Annotated in this window: 13 protein-coding genes; 6 read left to right on the top strand and 7 right to left on the bottom strand. The window is 66.5% G+C overall.

Annotation, left to right across the window (positions count from 1 at the left end; translation table 11 throughout):
* Window positions 1-66: 66 nt before the first annotated feature.
* A complete protein-coding gene (locus AC559T_RS17760; protein WP_498869446.1) occupies window positions 67-687 on the bottom strand; it encodes a type II toxin-antitoxin system RelE/ParE family toxin in 621 nt (206 codons plus the stop codon).
* A 467-nt stretch (window positions 688-1,154) separates the two neighbouring features.
* Here AC559T_RS17760 and AC559T_RS17755 point away from each other — a divergent pair, with 467 nt between their 5' ends.
* The 3 genes from AC559T_RS17755 to AC559T_RS17745 all read left to right on the top strand — a co-directional run bounded on the left by AC559T_RS17755 (window position 1,155) and on the right by AC559T_RS17745 (window position 3,420).
* Window positions 1,155-1,562 (top strand): restriction system modified-DNA reader domain-containing protein, encoded by a 408-nt coding sequence (locus AC559T_RS17755; protein WP_248830057.1) that lies wholly within the window; start codon window positions 1,155-1,157, stop codon window positions 1,560-1,562.
* 370 nt (window positions 1,563-1,932) lie between these two features.
* Window positions 1,933-2,451, top strand: a complete 519-nt coding sequence (locus AC559T_RS17750; RefSeq protein ID WP_498869445.1) for an NUDIX hydrolase — start codon at window positions 1,933-1,935, stop codon at window positions 2,449-2,451.
* Between the two features lie 201 nt (window positions 2,452-2,652).
* Entirely contained in the window at window positions 2,653-3,420 is a 768-nt protein-coding gene (locus AC559T_RS17745; RefSeq protein ID WP_498869444.1) for an ankyrin repeat domain-containing protein, read from the top strand.
* On the opposite strand, the gene AC559T_RS17740 is transcribed toward AC559T_RS17745, so the two are convergent.
* The gene (locus tag AC559T_RS17740; RefSeq protein WP_368954803.1) at window positions 3,409-3,987 is read right to left on the bottom strand and encodes an NADPH-dependent FMN reductase; all 579 of its coding nucleotides are present in this window, start codon (window positions 3,985-3,987) and stop codon (window positions 3,409-3,411) included. The genes AC559T_RS17745 and AC559T_RS17740 overlap by 12 nt on opposite strands.
* A gap of 131 nt (window positions 3,988-4,118) precedes the next feature.
* Between AC559T_RS17740 and AC559T_RS17735 the strand changes: the two genes are divergently transcribed.
* Complete coding sequence (locus AC559T_RS17735) at window positions 4,119-4,637, top strand: MarR family winged helix-turn-helix transcriptional regulator (RefSeq protein ID WP_498869443.1); 519 nt, start codon at window positions 4,119-4,121, stop codon at window positions 4,635-4,637.
* Between the two features lie 73 nt (window positions 4,638-4,710).
* Here the strand turns inward: AC559T_RS17735 and AC559T_RS17730 are convergent, their stop codons facing one another.
* The 5 genes from AC559T_RS17730 to AC559T_RS17710 form a co-directional block, all read right to left on the bottom strand.
* A complete protein-coding gene (locus tag AC559T_RS17730) occupies window positions 4,711-5,865 on the bottom strand; it encodes a hypothetical protein (RefSeq protein ID WP_498869442.1) in 1,155 nt (384 codons plus the stop codon).
* Window positions 5,866-6,008: 143 nt separating this feature from the next.
* A complete protein-coding gene (locus AC559T_RS17725; protein WP_498869441.1) occupies window positions 6,009-7,619 on the bottom strand; it encodes a hypothetical protein in 1,611 nt (536 codons plus the stop codon).
* Between the two features lie 371 nt (window positions 7,620-7,990).
* Window positions 7,991-8,758 carry a toll/interleukin-1 receptor domain-containing protein gene (locus tag AC559T_RS17720; RefSeq protein WP_498869440.1) on the bottom strand — a complete coding sequence of 256 codons (768 nt, stop codon included), beginning with the start codon at window positions 8,756-8,758 and terminating at the stop codon, window positions 7,991-7,993.
* A complete protein-coding gene (locus tag AC559T_RS17715) occupies window positions 8,755-10,062 on the bottom strand; it encodes a helix-turn-helix domain-containing protein (protein ID WP_498869475.1) in 1,308 nt (435 codons plus the stop codon). Before AC559T_RS17715 ends, AC559T_RS17720 begins: the two co-directional genes overlap by 4 nt.
* Window positions 10,063-10,401: 339 nt before the next feature.
* Window positions 10,402-13,014, bottom strand: coding sequence for an MMPL family transporter (locus AC559T_RS17710; protein ID WP_498869439.1), 2,613 nt, complete (start codon window positions 13,012-13,014; stop codon window positions 10,402-10,404).
* Between the two features lie 431 nt (window positions 13,015-13,445).
* On the opposite strand from AC559T_RS17710, the gene AC559T_RS17705 reads away from it, so the two are divergent.
* Together AC559T_RS17705 and AC559T_RS17700 are read left to right on the top strand one after the other, a co-directional pair.
* Window positions 13,446-13,742: a hypothetical protein gene (locus AC559T_RS17705; protein ID WP_498869438.1), complete on the top strand. Its 297-nt coding sequence runs from the start codon at window positions 13,446-13,448 to the stop codon at window positions 13,740-13,742.
* Window positions 13,673-14,017 (top strand): hypothetical protein, encoded by a 345-nt coding sequence (locus tag AC559T_RS17700; RefSeq protein WP_498869437.1) that lies wholly within the window; start codon window positions 13,673-13,675, stop codon window positions 14,015-14,017. The genes AC559T_RS17705 and AC559T_RS17700 overlap by 70 nt, the downstream gene beginning before the upstream one ends.
* Window positions 14,018-14,082 lie beyond the last annotated feature (65 nt).

Below are 14,082 nucleotides of genomic sequence, written 5' to 3'. Positions count from 1 at the left end.
GATCTGTAAGCCAGGCGAAGATTGTTTTCAATGGATCATGTCTGGATAGACGCGCCAGGACGTCTCCTACGCCACGGAACGCGGGACGACGCGGACGTCGAGGTCTGCGTCGAGAGCCTCGGCGAGCCGTTCCAGCACCGGGAGAGTCGGTACGGTACCGCCGGCCTCGAACCGCGCCACGGCCGATTGCGTCATGCCCGCGGCGCGGGCAAGCTCGGACTGACTCCAGGAGCGCCGCCGGCGCAGTTCCCGTACCGACCGGCCCAGCTCGAACGCCAGCATTGCCGCCTGGTACGCATCCCGCGCACCCAGCTCACCCCTCCGCCGTTCCCGCAGCTCCGCCCAGCCTGCCCGCTCAGTCATCGCCGCCGCCCCCTCATCCTCGCCCACCGTGTGCGACTCGGTCAGGCAGCTTCCCAGCGCGCGCCTCGCGCGGGACACCTCGGCGGCCTCCCGCATCCGCGTCTTGGCGAACGCCGTCAGCAGCACTACCCGCCGGCCCGGTGCGATCCAGTAGGTGACCCGGACCGCTCGGCCCTCCAGATGGAACCGCAGCTCGCGCAATTTGCCGTCAAGCTGCCGCGTGTACGGCTCACCCAGCAATGGACCCTGCTCGGCGAGCAGGTCTACGTAGAAGGCAGCCGTCGCAAACTGTGCGGTCGGCAGCAGTTCCAGCCAGTCCCGCACTTCCGGTTCCAGCTCGACGGTACCCCCAGATCATAGCGTTGACGCTATAACCATGCGACGGATGTCCATGCGCCATGACCGGCTCGGACACCCGCCAGACCACGACACGCCGGACACAGTCGGCCGCAGCTCGTCCCTGCTGGCCAGGCGACACGGGGGGTTGAGCACCTCGGGGGCGATGGCCTCCTCGCCGATGTTTCCGGCTGGCCCCAAGACCGGGTCCTCGACGTGAACGAGTTCTTCGCCGCCACATGGGTGGCCGGCGGTGGTTCGGCGCTGGACCAGCACGTCGTGGGCACGCCGCTCGCGACGCAGGGCACGGTTGGGCCCGGCGCACCGCCGACATGCGCGAGCTGTCCGGGCAGCCAGAGACCTCAGTGGACCGATCGGTGCAGACCGCCTTGACTTTGGACTTTAAGACTTAAATACTCCAAAGAAATAAAGTCTCTTGCGTAGGAGTGTGAGGCATGACCGAGAAGATCGAGGTCGATGACGAGGTCTTCGCCTACCTGCAGGCGCAGGCTCGACCACTGATCGACAACGCGAACGACGTCCTCAGGCGTCTGCTGCTCGGATCGGGACATGCGGGCAAGGACGAGTCCGAGGCAAGGCGGGCAGGCAACCTCGCCCGGCTCGTGAGCGCCGGGCTGGTCCAGGCCGGCGACCGGCTGACACACACCCGCAAGAGGAGCGGAGAGACCTACCACGCGGTAGTGACTGCCGACGGCTGGACGGAGCTACCCGACGGACGATCATTTGCGGGGCCGTCCCCTGCGCTCAGGGAGTACGTCGGAACCCAGATCGACGGAAACAAGAACTGGACGCACGACGCGAGCGGCAAGAGCCTCCGGCAGTTGCTCGACATGCTCGAGTAGCCGGGTTGCCCCGCAGCTGGCAGTTGGTCCCTGCCACCTCGGCGACCAACCTCTCCCGACCCCGGCATGATCGAGAAGAGACGAGACCGGCCGCGGACGAACTCGTCCGCTGACAACCGCTCACGCCGAGACGCCACACCGATCAACCCCACCAGCGAAGATCAGAATGACGCCCGGAACGGCCGAGAGGCACCCGGCGAGGGGCGGACACCCAGGTCGGCCCGTGGTGTATGAGCGACCCTTGACCGGGCTCGGCCCCCGACAAAATGACGAGACGACACAACCTTCCAGAGGAAGGCACACGTCGCCCGAGTCGAGTGGAGGTCCGGGGAGTCGAAACTCCGCGACCTGAGACGAGGTGGTTTCCGCAATGCGCTGGAAAGTAAAGGGAGAACGCGAGGTTCTCCACACCCCGTGGCTCGGTGTCTGGTGTCTCGACGTCGAGCGGCCCGACGGCACGGCGGGCGAACACCACGTGGTCCGGCTCCGGGATCTCGCGGTCGTCGCGGCGGTCGACGGCCGACGGGTCCTCATGATGTGGCGCCACCGGATCGCCACGGACACCTGGGCCTGGGAATTCCCGATGGGGCTGGTCGAGGAGGACGAGGATCCACCGCGTGCAGCCGCCCGCGAACTCGAGGAGGAAACGGGTTGGCGCCCGGGGGCCCTCGCACCACTCCTCTACGCCGAACCCGCGGCCGGCGTCACCAATGCCCGGCATTTCCTGTTCCGAGCCGACGCGTGCGAGCTGGTCGGCCCGCCGACCGAGAAGAACGAGTCCGACCGCATCGAATGGATCCCGCTCGCCCGCATCCCGGAAATGATCAGGAATCGGGAGATCGTGAGCAGCGCCACCCTGGTCGGCGCGATGGCACTCCTGCTGGAATGACCCGGCCGACAGGCCGGCACAGGCCGCGGGCCACGAGAGCGGACCGGCGGCAACCGGCAACCGAGCCTGCCTCACGCCGACCCGGTAGCTCCGACCAGACAGCCTCTGCTTGCCGTCTCCCGGGGCCCCCGCTACGGTTCCCGCTCGCCCCCGGTCTCGCGAAGAAGGCCCACCCGTCGAACGGAACCACGAGAAGGCCACGTGTCCGAACAGCCGCCGGTGTACCTGGACGCCAACCACCCGCTGGGACGCGCGGCCGTCCACGTCATCCGCACCGGCGACGTCCCGGCACTGCGGCGGCTGCTGGCGGAGCACCCGGAGCTCAGCGTGGCGCGGATCGACGATCCGGCGGGTGCGTCGCGCTCGCTGCTGCACATCGCCACCGACTGGCCCGGCCACTTCCCGGACGGCCCCGAGACCGTCAGAACCCTGATCAAGGCAGGCGCGGACGTTGGCGCCAGGTTCACCGGCCCGCACACCGAGACCCCGATGCACTGGGCGGCCAGCAGAGACGACGCGCCTGCCCTCGACGTCCTGCTCGACGCCGGCGCGGACATCGACGCGCCCGGTGCGGTCATCGGCGGCGGCACGCCGCTCGACGACGCCGTCGCGTTCGGCCAGTGGAACGCGGCGCGCCGCCTGGTCCAGCGTGGCGCCCGGACCTCACTGTGGACGGCGGCCGCCCTCGGCCTGCTCGACCGCGTCGCCGCTCGCCTGCGGCAGGCGCCACCCCCCACCACAACCGAGATCACCCAGGCATTCTGGTGCTCCTGTCGGGGCGGACAGCGGCCCACCGCGGAGTGCCTGCTCGACAACGGCACCGACGTCAACTGGATCGGCTACGACGGCCTGACCCCGCTCGACGCCGCCGGGCACGCGGACGCCGCGGAGCTCACCACCTGGCTGCGCGCCCGCGGCGCCCGCACCGCCGCCGAGACAGAGACCGGGACCGGCCGGTCAGGCCTCTGACGCGGCGGGCTGGCGCAGCGGCGCGAGGGCGGTGCTCCAGGCGACGACCTGGTCGAGCAGCGTGCCCAGCGCGGCCAGGTTGTACTCGCCGGGCTTGAACACGCTGAAGTTCTCGAACTCGGTGAGTAGCGAGAGCACGACCTGCTGGCGAACGTCAGCCATCTGCAGCTCGCCGACGATGAGCCGGAGGTGCTCTGCGGCCCGGGCGCCGCCCGCCCCGCCGTAGGAGACGAAGCCGACAGCCTTGTTCGCCCACTCGGCGAACAGGTAGTCGATGGCGTTCTTGAGCACGCCCGAGGTGCTGTGGTTGTACTCGGGCGTCACCATCACGAAGCCGTCGAAGGACGCGATCCTGGCCGCCCAGCGCTTGGTGTGCTCGTTCTGGTACTGGCCCAGCGACGGCGGGAGCGGCTCGTCGAGGTGCGGCAGCGGGTAGTCCAGCAGATCGACGAGCTCGAACTCGGCGTCGGTGCGCTTCGAGGCGACGTCGAACACCCACTTGGCCACCTGCTCGCCGTTGCGGTTCGGACGGGTGCTGCCGATGATGATGCCGATCTTGATGGTCATTGGCGAACTCTCTCCCGGAGGGACATACGTGGGCCCACCGGGCCTGTCCGACCCGGCGGGCTTCGCCTGCTTACTTGCCGCGTCAAGCAAACAGGTGGGTGCTTGTCATGTCAAGCAAGTAAGCTGGCGGCATGACAGGGGCTGATCCGGGTCCTCCGACCCCGCTGTCCGGCGAGGAGGAGGCGTTCCTGCGCGCCTTCGGCCGGGCGCTGCTGATCGTGCCGCGCGCTCTCGACGCCGACCTGCTGCGCGAGCAGCACATGTCACTGAACGAGTACACCGCGCTCATGCTTCTCTCCGAGTCGCCCGGGCTACGGCTGCGCATGAGCGACCTCGCGGCGGCCTGCTCCCTGTCGATCAGCGGCATGACGCGCATCGTGAGCCGCCTGCAGGCACAGGGCCTGGTGCGGAGGGAGCAGTGCCCCGGAGACCGCCGCGGCTGGTACGCGGCACTAACCGATTCCGGCCTCGCCCGGCTCGGCGCGGCCTGGCCGACCCACGTGGCCAGTGTCCGCAGACACATGATGGACCACCTCGCTGAGGTCGACCTGCCAACGGTGACCGCCGCCTTACGACGCTTCGCCTCGGACGCCCTGAACTCCTCGGACGTCGCTCCGGTCGATGCCCCTCGGGTTCCGTACGACCCGTAGGGTTTAACGAGCGGACGTATGGCTCAGGTCAACGCCGCCCTTCGTGCGCACCCAAGTGCGTGAAACACACGCACTATAGCGAATTCCCGGGATCGGGATCAGTGTCCGGATCCGGGCCGTAATCCGGATTATCGTCTGGGTCGTTCGGTCCGGCCGCGGGTCCGACATCCATCGCCGCATGCCCATCACTCGGTGGGACGGACTCTCCGAAGTGTTCACGGAGCTCTTCCGCGATGCCTGGGTTGCCATGCTTCTCCAAGATCAGCGCGATCTGTTGACCGAAAAGCTCGCGCCTGGGATCGTCCGTCTCAAACTTCGCAAGATCTAGAAACCTATCGATAAGATCAGTCGGCCTCGGCTCACGCCGACTCTCTGACCAGAGGCCGTCCATCTTTAGCGAGTGCGCCGAGGAGAACAGGTCGTCGGAACCATTCGGCGCGTGACTTGTGCGCTGGAACCAGTCAGGCAGCTCCCGGTTATTAGCCGCGGCAGACAGGCGGGCGAGGCGCTCGATCTCCCCCACGGCGTTCTCTACATGATCTCCATTACGCGCCAGCCACCAGACGACCGCGCTTCCAGTGTCTTTCAGAACATCCTCGCCAAGGTATTTTCTCCTGTTCTCTTCCCAGCGGCGCTCATGGTTCCACACCTCCTCGTCCTTTCGAACCGCTGCGAGCTTCTTCAGACGTTCTCTATCCTCCGGCGGGAGACCGAGGACTACGTCGTCTGCGGCCACGCCAAGCAGGCCTGAACGGTCCGCCTCCACAACACCAAGGCGACCTTGCAGCTCTTTCTCCACGAGCGCGCTCCGACCTGGATCCCGCTGCTCCGTAATCTGCCTCGCCCGCGCGATGACCGAATCAACAGCAATACCACGCGCAGCCAGGGGTGGATACCCATCAGCCTGCCCGGACGGCCACCAGCGGACCGTAGCGGACAGAAGAAAATCATAGTCCGGAATCTTACTGGGAATCGGGACAGCACTGACGCGAAATTCGTCATTTCTGGATACGAAAATCGGCTCCGGCGCCGGATCCGACTGCGATGGAGAGTCGTACTCCAGTACGCCATAGGCCGACCGACGAATCGCCGCAAGGAAACCGAGAACGAGCACAGCGATCCCGAGAGGAACAAGTAGCTTCCGGTTTCCCCACACGACCACCACCACAAGGACGACCCCAACAGCCAGGGCCGCGCCCGTTAAAAGCTTCCAGCGATTCTTCTGCATAGTTCCTCCGCTTCTCCACGATTCTTCAGGCTCCTGGACCTATCACACTCAGAAGTTCCCAGCACGAAAATTCAGAGGTGCCCTAGGGCATGTGGGGATAGGCCGCTCGAGCACTGCAAATTCAACACACGAATGAAGATCCACTACAGAAGCTCGGCAGGGATTCCCTGAGCTACGCTGATCTTCTTAAGCAGATCATTGGCGATCGACTCCGTCCGGCCCGACCGTTCGCCACCGCTGTAGGCCGACCATGACCGCACCCAGGTGTGCAGCCTCGCCAAGGCTTCGATCTGGCCTGAACAGGCGGCGACCAAGACATCGAGGAGCGCCGCACGATGATGGGAATCGACACTGGCGGCCACGAACCAGTCGACCACTCTGCGCCTCACCGCTACGGCCTGATCCTGTGCGGAGAAGGCAGCACCCCAACACGAGGCGAGGTGCTCCTGGACCTCCTTCTCGTGTAGGAGCGGCATGCCGTCCTTGACCCAACCCGGTTGGGCGGGATCCACGATGTCGAGAAAAATCTCCACATCGATATCCCACTGCCATGGTTCACGCTGGTCAGGCTGCGGCGGGAGCCTCCGGGTCAGGCGCTGCAGCATCAACCGCCTCGCGCCCTGATCAGACTCCACGAGAGCTAACAGCGCCCTGCGCGGCTCCGGAGACTTTCGGCCGTGACGTCGCACGAGATGATGCAACCTTACGACAGCCTGGTCAGGATGCCTCACGGCGATGACCTCTTCGCACAGATTCGTCAGAACGCGGACGAGGCCGAGTTCGAGCTGAGCAAGCTGCGACCACTCGTAAATCTGCCTCCGAAAGGTCGGACCGGCAGTATCGTCGGCGAGTGCGCGCCCGAGCAACCGCCTCGCCGCATCACTAGTCGATTTGTGGCGCGCCCATTCCACGGACAGCTTCGCCAAATCACCCCAGGAGTTGCGACGGCCGTCACGAAGATACTGGTCGGCGAAGGATCCCAGCAGCCCATCTTTTGTCCCGCGCGAATATGCGTCTGACCGTAGGATCCGAGTGACCCATGAGATTATGCCTGGCCGAAGGTCAGGCCTGTATTCCCAGTAGTGTGCACCGACGGCGGCACCATAGCCGATTTTCTCGAAGTGCACACGGCCATCAAGATCACTACGCGCCTCGATCTCGGGCAGGCGCTCCATCAGATCCGGCTTTTCCAGGAGTGAATTTTCGTGCCCGGAGTATCCAGTCGCGTCGAGGAGCTCGTCCGCCGCTCGCAGGACCTGATCAGCCGGAGCTCCATGCATGAAGGCGACGGCCAGCAGGAGCGCCCGTTGCGGCCCTTTGTTCCGACGGACGACAAGGTCCGATATTGCTTTCGAATGATCCTGCAGGCTGTCTTCCACACGAGCGATCCAGGAATCCATACCGTCATCCTGGGAGGCAATTTCGCGTGCCTGGTGGAGGAGGCTCGCCAGCCGTGCCGTCCAATTCAACGACGGACTTGATCCCAGGAGAATATTTAATCTGTCCAGGGTTAATTTGTCCCCAATATTGCCAATTCCAACGACATCAAGGTGGCTACGCAACACCGCGCCCGCGGCCGGCTTCCCAGGGCGGACATAAAATCGCCTGAATTCGGGACTGACATCTGAATTCTCATCAGGGAGCACGATCACAAGATATGCGTCCCGCCGCAGGACAACGGATCGGAGTGAGAGCAGTTCACCCTGAATCTTAGGCCAGATGTCGCGGTCCAGGTTGGACAGGTCAATCCACATCTGGTCGCCACTTCCAACCCGCTCGGAGGCAGAAATTCCACTGCCGTCCGCTTGCTCCGGGAGAATTTCGTGAATACGGCCTACCGGAGTTGCGAGATGGTGGAGCAACATCTTTGCCGTTGTCGTCCGACCACTGCCCGGAGGCCCACCAAGGAGCACGGTCCGTAGCGTCATCAACCTATCGGCTGCTTCTAGAAACCTAGGTGGACACACAAAGATCTCATGCAAGGAATTTAGATCATCTAAGGCGACTTGTCGAGGATTTGACCGCCGGAAATTGACCGGACTATGAATGCCAATGTAATTGTTCTGAGTTCCAGGTCCGGAATGCACGGGTCCCGATAATTCCCAACCCGTCGACATCCATTCCGTCACTTTTCGCTCTCCGACCCCTTTGGAGTTCCGTATTGGTTCCCGAATCCACCATAGACGTCGCCAACGACAAAATGACCAGCTCGCCCTTCACCGGTCACATGCTGCGAGTTGTTGTACTGATCTCCCGTGCCGGTGTGCGTCGGCCCGGAGTTGCCCTTCGCTATAACGCCGCCATCACCCGATATCGTGTTTCCCAGCAGAGAAGGTCCGTACGCCTCGCCCAGATGGTTGCGGATGAGCGGCGAGGCCGTACCTGGTGCCGGTCGGGCACCGTCCGCCTGACGCAATGCGGGTACGACGTTCGCCAAGATGTCTCCGAGAGTAGTCAGGTCCCTACTTATGTTGTGCTCGTCGAGACGATACGACTGCACAGTTGCGAGCCACTTCAGGTCTTCCGGAAGTTCCCTCGTTCTCAGTCTTTCCGTCAGGCGACCATCATGTACAGGAATAACCGTAACCTTGCTTCTATGCGCTTCGAGTATCTCGCGCCGTACCCAGTCATCGGAATTACCAAGCTCCGATGATCGCGTCCAGTTCGGTCCTATGACTACGATCATAACGGCACTTCTTCGAGCTTTTTCGAGGAGCTCGTCCGTATAGATCTGACCCGGAACGATCGACTCCGAAGCACGAAAGATTCGCTCGGCCCCGAAACGATGCGATAGTTCTCTATGAATGTAGATGGCGGCCTTGTCTCCATCACCCGTACGATAGTTGATGAAAACGTCCTGCGCCGGGCTCTCTACTTCGGCGACGGCAGTCATGATTCCTCCGGGTCAATCAGGCTGAGCGACTCGCTCAGATCAGGAGCAAGGGCTTGAACCGAGGGGTTCCGATGATGGCGGCGCAACGTGTGAGCGAGGCGGCGGAGATCGGCCGCGATGGTCGCGGAGTCAACGGCAACGGCACTGGTCAACAGCCCTCGTGTCAGTTCGCAGGCGTGCTCGATGTCGCCCGCCGCCGCATAGGCGCGGGCGCGGCGAGTTCCGTAGCGGACGTGGGTACGCAGCGCACGGGCCGGGACCAGCTTCAACTCGCGGTCCATGATCTCGGCTGCCGGCTTGGGACGTCCGAGGTCATGGAGACACCACCCAGTGATCATTCCAACTGGGTCCGTCAGATTGGTTGTGCCGATGACCGGAGCTTCTCCGGCGTCCGCCGCGGCGGCGGCCAGCAGATCGCGTGCTCGGTCGAGGGAGCTCATGCAGGACCTGAGGTCGCCGTTTATCGCGTGCCCCTGTGCCTCGCGCTGGGCAGCCAGACCTCGTATCCGTGCAGGTAATGCGCTGTCCTGTGCCCGCCGTGCCAGTGCGACCGTCTGTTCACCGTCGTCCCGGTAGAGCGTGACCAGTGCCCGACGGACCATCGCGTAGGCCGCCAGATCCTGGTCTCCGCCCGCCGCCGCCAGTTCGACGGCTCGCTGGGTCCACCACAGGGCTCCTTCGTCGTCGCCTGTCTCCTGGACGAGCCATCCGACGTACTCCGCATACCGTGAGCCGAGGTGCAGGAGCTCCAGCCGAGTTTTCGGATCCGCATGGATGGCGAGTTCACGCATGGTGTGAGTCTGCGCAATGAGAGCAGGAAGAATAACCCCGGGGCTGACCGACTGGCCAATCACCCGATACTGGTCGAAAAGAAGGCGCATAGCTTCCACGGAGCTACGTTCACCAATTCCCCGTTGCGTTCCGACGGCACCGAGACCGATTGCGATCACAGAGACCGCTCCGGATGCCATCAGATCACGTCTGTCCATGGGCCGGAACGAGCTCGAGCCGTCTGGTGACAGCTGCATGACCCATACCTCCTCGCGACTCTCGAGTTTTTCCTCGTAAGCAAAGTCCGTATCAACTGAACGATGACCTATCAAGGAAACAAGCGCGCCGTCTCCGCCGAGGGCCGCGTCGCAGAGCTGGGCCAGTTCACGAGTCGCTGGCTTCAGTCCTCGCTCGACTTTACTGAGCTGACCTTTGCTGTAGTACACCTTCCCAGCGAGGCCGGTAAGGGTGAGGCCCGCGGCAAGCCGAAGCCTTCGTAGCTCACGTCCGAACTCGTGCGAGCGCGCCGACACGCCAGACCCCCCGGCCAGTTTCGATGACGTTGCTCGGTCCACGGTGCGATTCCTTGGCGGTCAGTCGCAACGTTGATCAGAGTTTGCCATCCGTCGTGGCAGGCGCGCGGAGTTTCCGACCGTTTCCCGTTTCCACCTCTAGGTGATCATGGTGGCCCAAGGTGCCATGCGGCCGGCGATGCCTCTTCGGTCATCAGCGCCGCGGCATAGGCCGCTACATGCTTTACCATCGCCACGAAAAGATACTTCGACGGGATCTACAGATTTTCCGCGGCGTCCTTCATCACATCGCGACGCCTTCGGCGGGCGCCGCGGACCGTCTTCACTGCGTCGAACGAGTCATCCTGAACGCACCTCGGGACGCCGCTTGTCGGGGGCGCTCGACTCAATCCCAAGTGGTCCGGGGCGGGTGCTGAGGGGGCGGCGGACCGGCAGCTGTGGTGACGGGCTAACCGGTGGGTAGGCCTGGGAAGAAGATGTGTCGCAGGCCGCCGCCGACGTGGGCGTATGCCCCCGGCGGGCGCGGCGCCGGCCGGCTCTGCTCGCCCTGCCGCCATCCTCGGCTTTGTTGCCGGCCGCCGAGCCGGTGCGGCGGGCGGGCGAGCCGGGCCGGGTGGGGCGCAGGAGGTGGAGAACGGCGGGCAGGAGCGTCGCCCGCAGCACGAACGCGTCGATGGCCATGCCGGTCGCGAGGCCGCACCCGATGACCTTCATGGTGCGGGAGGGCTGCGCGGCGATCGCCATGAAGAGGAACAGCATCACGAGGTTCATGGTCAGCATGACGTGACCGACGTCGGCGTGGCCGCGCCGGATGGGGGTGGTGTCGGTGCGGTGGCGCCGGATCGGGCCCGGCGTGCCGCCGCGACGTCCACGGAGCCGGGAACCGACGGATCGGCGGCGGACGGGCCCGGTGTCGGCACGCCGACGCCGCCGTGCGCGCCGTGTCCCGCCGGTGTTCCGCGTACTCTCCGCGCCCTGCATATCCCCCGTGCCCTCCGTGCCCCCCGTGCTCTGCGCGTCCCGCGTGGGCGGTTCGTTCCCGGCGCGGTCGGCGGGTTCCAGGAGCCGGACGAGAAGGCTGAGGTTCAGGCCTGGCAACAAGCCGAACACGGCGACCAGCACGAGTACCAGCATGGACGGCTCCACCGGCCCGGTCTCCAGTCCCAGCGCCGTGGTGAGCAGGTCGGTCTGGAACAGGATGGCGAGGACGCCGGCCGCCGCGAGCACGGCGAGCACGCTGGTCGCCGCCAGCGCGGCCGCGATCTCCACCGAGCGCAGGATCAGCAGGCCGAGGACCCCGACCACGAGCAGGATCACCAGCAGGAACAGTGTCGTCGCGCCACGGAAGTCCGCCGCCATGTCGACGAACAGTGCCGTGGAGCCGCCGATGTACACCCGGGAGCCGGTGCCGGCCACGGCGCGCGGGATGACGTCGTCGCGCAGCCGGTGCAGCAGGTCGACGGCCGCCGGCGATCGCGGGCCCTCCCGCGGCGCGATCCGGATCACGGCGAGCCCGGCGTCGGCCTTTTCCAGGTTGACAGCCGCTTTGACCACGCCGGGGGTCTTCGCGATGGCGCTCACCACGTCCGCCACGGGCACAGCGGACGGCCCGTCGCCCCGCTCGACCGCGACGAGCATCGGGCCGTTCAGACCGGGGAAGAAGTCGGCGCTGAGCAGGTCGTAGGCCCGCCGGGTGCTCAGGGACGTCGATTCGGCCCCGTCGTCGGCGCCGCCGAGGTCGAGGGTCACGGCGGGGACGGCGAGCAGGATCAGCCCGAGGCCGGCGGCGAGCGCCATGCCGGCCGGCCGGCGGTCCACCTGCCGGGCCCACCAGGCTCGCAGTCCCGGGCGGTGCGGCAGGCCGCGGCCGCTGGTCGTCAGGTGCTGGCGTTCGGTCCAGCCGAGCAGCCGCGGTCCGCTCAGCGCCAGCAGCGCGGGCAGCAGGGTGATGATCACCAGGCCGGTCGCCGCCCCAGCGGCGGCGGGGCCCAGCGCGACACCGTCGAAGAAGCTGAGCCCCAGCAGTGCCACCCCGTCCATCGCGAGGGTGACACAGAAGCCACCGTAGGCGACGGCGGATCCGGCGCGGGCGGTGGCCTGGGCCGCGGCCTCGACCGGGCCGACTCCCTCGCGCAGCGCGGACTGGGCCCGGTGCACGACGACGACGGCGCCGCCGAGGCTGGTCCCGGCCGCGACGACGGCCGCGAGCAGCGGAGCGAAGGCGGTGGTCGTGATCGTGTGGGAGATCAGGACGATGGCACCGAGGGCGGCCACCGTCGCCACCGCGGACGTCGCGGCGCAGACGGCGACCGCGCCGCGGGAGCGCAGGGTCACGCCGAGCAGCAGCAGGGCGGCGACGAGCGCGATGATGATCGGTCGTGGTGAGATCGTGGTCGCGCTCAGCGCGGTCGCGCCCGGGCCGGCGGCCTCGACCTGGAGGTCCGGCCCGTCATAGGCCCGCGCCGTGTCGATGAGGCGCCGCGCGGCGGCCCGGTCCGGGTTCAGCGCCGAGCCCTTCATGATCACGGATGTGACCGCGGTGCGCCGGTTCGCGCTGATCGGCTCGACGCCGAGGACGACCGCGCCGGCCGGGTTGAACGGGTCGATGACCCCGCCCACCTTGGGCAGCTTGCCGAGCTCCGCCGCCATCGCGGCGATCTGCTCGCGAACCAGCGGGTCGTCGACCGTCCCGCGGCGGGCGTGCAACACGATCGACTCGGTGTCCGGGAGACCACCGCCGGGTACGACCTCGCCGACGAGATCCATGGCCCGCGCGGAGTCCGTCCCGGGGACGGCGACGTCGGTGTTGAAGCGCGCGCCGGAGTCCCGCACAAAGACGAGAAGCGTTGCCAGGCCGGCCGCCCACAGGGCGACGACGATCCAGCGGTGTCGCGCGCACATGGCGGCTAGGGCCCCGACACCACCACCTGCGAGATCCGACTTTCCTCTCATTTTGGACAAGTTAGACCTAAGTGGTGGTCCAGGTCGAGGCCTTCCAGACCGTTCGATGCCAAACAAGGTCGAGCATGCCTTAAACGGGCTTAAGCATGTCCAAGACGTTCGAAGCAGGTCGAAGGCCGCCGAAGCGGGCTAACCAGGGTTGACTCGATCAGGGAATCCGACATCCTCGGAGACGCTGCGTCGACCTTCGGCGGCCGGGGCCTGTCATCAACATGCCTCACAGGACTTCTGGTCGAGTCTCGGACGCCGGCGGCCTACCATCGGCTGGTGAACCCGCGGTGCACGACCACGCTGCCAGCTCCCGGTAACGCGAGCGGTGACAAGGCTCCCGTCGCCGGCCACCCTCGCTTCGGAGGGGGGGCGGTGAACGGCGACGGCCTTCCACCCGCGGTCGCCGCGCTGCCGACACCGGGGACCGACTGATGGGGTTCTTCCGCCGCCGCTCCTCCTCGGACCGCGGCCGCCCCAGCATCGAACACGGCCGCCCCACCGCCGAACACGGCCGCGCGGTCGCCGAGCTCGGCCGGGGGCAGACCCCGGTGGCCCCGAGCCGCAGCGCGCGAACCCTGAGCCGGATGTTCGGCGTCTCCTGCGCCGAATGCCGCCTCGGCCCGGCCTCGTTCACCCAGGTCGCCGCGGAGGCGTACTCGTGGGCCAGCACCCACGACCAGCTCCATCACCCGGCCAGATCCTCGGCGCAGGTCATCAGCCGCCGCTGACACCACCCACCGGCGTCCTGGCGCCCGTAGACGTTCACGCCCGCCGGCCGTCCCCCGGCGGGCGGCACTTCGACGGCCACCCCAGTACCACCTGCCCGCGAAACCGCCAAGTCGACGCCGCCCGCGAGCAGGGCACACTGCGCTCCGACGTCACCGCCCTGGACGTCCGCATCCTGGTCGGGGGCTATGCGCGCGTCCTGTCCGATCTCGGGATCCGGGACCCCGAGGAGTGGCGCCGCTACGCAGGCATGGTCATGGCCGCCCTGCGCCCGTGACCAGCCAGCTCCTGGGCTGAGAAGTGTGGCGGGCGAGTGACACCCAGGACTCACTCACCCACCAC

The organism is Frankia sp. Hr75.2, from assembly GCF_949319125.1.
Taxonomy (GTDB): domain Bacteria; phylum Actinomycetota; class Actinomycetes; order Frankiales; family Frankiaceae; genus Parafrankia; species Parafrankia soli.
The sequence above is the reverse complement of the archived record's forward strand: the minus strand, read 5'-3'. Positions and strand labels throughout refer to the sequence as shown.

Excerpts from the sequence above, each read along its gene's own strand:
- AC559T_RS17720 (WP_498869440.1), bottom strand. The coding sequence starts at position 8,758 with ATGACTGCCGTCGCCGAAGTAGAGAGCCCGGCGCAGGACGTTTTCATC.
- AC559T_RS17730 (WP_498869442.1), bottom strand. The coding sequence starts at position 5,865 with ATGCAGAAGAATCGCTGGAAGCTTTTAACGGGCGCGGCCCTGGCTGTT.
- AC559T_RS17735 (WP_498869443.1), top strand. The coding sequence starts at position 4,119 with ATGACAGGGGCTGATCCGGGTCCTCCGACCCCGCTGTCCGGCGAGGAG.
- AC559T_RS17705 (WP_498869438.1), top strand. The coding sequence starts at position 13,446 with ATGGGGTTCTTCCGCCGCCGCTCCTCCTCGGACCGCGGCCGCCCCAGC.
- AC559T_RS17740 (WP_368954803.1), bottom strand. The coding sequence starts at position 3,987 with ATGACCATCAAGATCGGCATCATCATCGGCAGCACCCGTCCGAACCGC.
- AC559T_RS17755 (WP_248830057.1), top strand. The coding sequence starts at position 1,155 with ATGACCGAGAAGATCGAGGTCGATGACGAGGTCTTCGCCTACCTGCAG.
- AC559T_RS17710 (WP_498869439.1), bottom strand. The coding sequence starts at position 13,014 with ATGAGAGGAAAGTCGGATCTCGCAGGTGGTGGTGTCGGGGCCCTAGCC.
- AC559T_RS17750 (WP_498869445.1), top strand. The coding sequence starts at position 1,933 with ATGCGCTGGAAAGTAAAGGGAGAACGCGAGGTTCTCCACACCCCGTGG.
- AC559T_RS17725 (WP_498869441.1), bottom strand. The coding sequence starts at position 7,619 with ATGTGGATTGACCTGTCCAACCTGGACCGCGACATCTGGCCTAAGATT.